This window comes from Cupriavidus neocaledonicus, from assembly GCF_000372525.1.
Lineage (GTDB): Bacteria > Pseudomonadota > Gammaproteobacteria > Burkholderiales > Burkholderiaceae > Cupriavidus > Cupriavidus neocaledonicus.
This window is the reverse complement of sequence record NZ_AQUR01000021.1, coordinates 1-2,465: the sequence shown is the minus strand read 5'-3', so window position 1 is coordinate 2,465 and position 2,465 is coordinate 1. Positions and strand designations below refer to the sequence as shown.

Sequence of the window (2,465 nt, the reverse complement as noted above, 5' to 3'; positions counted from 1 at the left end):
GGCGGCATCGCGCGCGCGTTCGCGCGGCAGATCCAGGTGGGCATGGTCGGCATCAACGTGCCGATCCCGGTGCCGATGGCGTGGCATTCGTTCGGCGGCTGGAAGCGCTCGCTGTTCGGCGACCACCATGCCTACGGCGAAGAGGGCGTGCGCTTCTACACGCGCTACAAGAGCGTGATGCAGCGCTGGCCCGACGCGATCGCCAAGGGCGCCGAGTTCACCATGCCAGTGGCGAAGTAACCCCGACCATCACGACAACAGGGCGCCATGGAGACATTCGACTACATCATCGTGGGGGCCGGTTCGGCCGGCTGTGTCCTGGCGAACCGGCTGACGCAGGACCCGGACGTCAGCGTGCTGCTGCTGGAAGCCGGCGGCAAGGACGATTACCACTGGATCCACATTCCGGTGGGCTATCTCTACTGCATCGGCAACCCGCGCACCGACTGGCTCTATCGCACCGAAGCCGAAGCGGGGCTGAACGGGCGCTCGCTGGGCTATCCGCGCGGACGCGTGCTGGGCGGCTGCTCGTCGATCAACGGCATGATCTACATGCGCGGCCAGCGCGAGGACTATGACGAGTGGGCGCGGCTGACCGGCGACGACGGCTGGCGCTGGGACAACGTGCTGCCGCTGTTCAAGCGCAGCGAAGACCATCACCGGGGCCCGAGCGAATTCCACGGCGCCGGCGGCGAATGGCGCGTGGAAGGGCAGCGGCTGCGCTGGGACATCCTGGAGCGCTTTGCCGATGCCGCCGAGCAAGCGGGCATCCCGCGCACCGACGACTTCAACCGCGGCGACAATTTCGGCGTCGGCTACTTCGAAGTGAACCAGCGCCGCGGCATCCGCTGGAACACCGCCAAGGCATTCCTGCGGCGGGCCTCGGAGCGGCCCAACCTGACCATCGTCACCGGCGCGCAGGTCAGCGGGCTTAGCTTCGACGGGCGCCGCTGCACCGGCGTCAGCTATCTGGGCGGCGGCCGCGCGCATGCGGCGGCGGCCACGCTGGAGGTGATTCTCGCCGCGGGGGCGGTCAACACGCCGCAGTTGCTGGAGTTGTCCGGCATCGGTCAGCCTGAACGGCTGCAGGCGCTGGGCATTCCGGTGCGCCACGCGCTGCCCGGCGTGGGCGAGAACCTGCAGGACCACCTGCAGCTGCGCAGCGTGGTCAAGGTCAACGGCGTGCGCACGCTGAACACGCGCGCCGCCAGCCTGTGGGGCAAGTTCTGCATCGGCGTGCAGTACGCCTTCAACCAGAGCGGGCCGATGAGCATGGCGCCATCGCAGCTGGGTGCGTTCGCGCGCTCGGATCCGGCGCAGGCGCGGCCGAACATCGAATACCACGTGCAGCCGCTGTCGCTGGACAAGTTCGGCGATCCGCTCCACGCCTTCAACGCCTTTACCGCCAGCGCCTGCAACCTGCGCCCGACCTCGCGCGGCAGCGTGCATGCCGGCAGCGCGGATTTCCGCCAGGCGCCGGTGATCGCGCCCAACTACCTGTCGACCGACGCGGACCGCAAGGTCGCCGCCGATTCGATCCGGCTCACGCGCCGCATCGTGGCGTCGCCGGCGCTGGCGCCGTACCAGCCCGAGGAATGGCTGCCGGGGCCGGCCTTCCAGAGTGACGAAGAACTGGCCGAGGCCGCCGGCAATATCGGCACCACCATCTTCCATCCGGTCGGCACCTGCAAGATGGGACGCGCCGACGATCCCATGGCGGTGGTCGATCATCGGTTGCGCGTGCTGGGGCTGCAGGGGCTGCGCGTGGTCGATGCCTCGGTGATGCCGCTGATCACCTCGGGCAACACCAACTCGCCGACCATCATGATCGCCGAGCGGGCCAGCGACATGATCCGCGAAGACCGCAGGCAACGCGCCCCCGCAACCGAATTGGCAAGCCCGGCGCAGGCACCGGCCGAAGCCAGTGCCGTGCCGGTGACAGCGGTCACAAGCGCTTGAAGCGCTGCACCCCATGAGCACCGTCGGGGCGGTCATCATGTGGCTTGTGCGGCGCTTGTGGGCTCGCCAAAAAACTGACACTTGGTTCATGTTTCATAGTGCAAACCCCGATGTTTTGCGATGCAACAGGCGCACACAATAGACGCCTCAGGGTGCTTCGGCCGCACATGCCATGCCGCCGCCGCAACCCGCGCGGGAGCCGCCCTGCACAGATAAAACCCGCGGGCATGGCGGCAATCACGGCGAGCCTGACGGAACAAGCGGCAGTAAGGGCCTACAAGGCCGGTTCGGACCATTGTCAGTGCCGGGCATCACCCCGGCAGTACAGCAAGAGGGCGGGCAGGAGACATGAACCAGCAGGAAACCATCCTGGAAACGCGGAACCTCACCAAGGAGTTCAAGGGGTTCACCGCGGTAAGCGACGTCAACCTGCGGGTGCGCCGCGGCTCGATCCATGCGTTGATCGGCCCCAACGGCGCGGGCAAGACCACTTGCTTCAACCTGCT

3 protein-coding genes are annotated in these 2,465 nt (G+C 67.6%); all 3 read left to right on the top strand.

Going from position 1 to position 2,465, the window contains the following annotated elements:
* Positions 1–240: aldehyde dehydrogenase family protein (locus tag A3AG_RS30920; RefSeq protein WP_035847366.1), on the top strand; the 240-nt coding region annotated here is incomplete at its 5' end.
* A gap of 27 nt (positions 241–267) precedes the next feature.
* The gene (locus A3AG_RS0100185) at positions 268–1,959 is read left to right on the top strand and encodes a GMC family oxidoreductase (RefSeq protein ID WP_018003651.1); all 1,692 of its coding nucleotides are present in this window, start codon (positions 268–270) and stop codon (positions 1,957–1,959) included.
* Between the two features lie 348 nt (positions 1,960–2,307).
* The coding region (locus A3AG_RS30915; RefSeq protein ID WP_035847437.1) for an ATP-binding cassette domain-containing protein at positions 2,308–2,465 on the top strand (158 nt) is incomplete at its 3' end.

Coding starts and splice junctions, on each gene's coding strand:
- A3AG_RS0100185 (WP_018003651.1), top strand. CDS start 268: ATGGAGACATTCGACTACATCATCGTGGGGGCCGGTTCGGCCGGCTGT.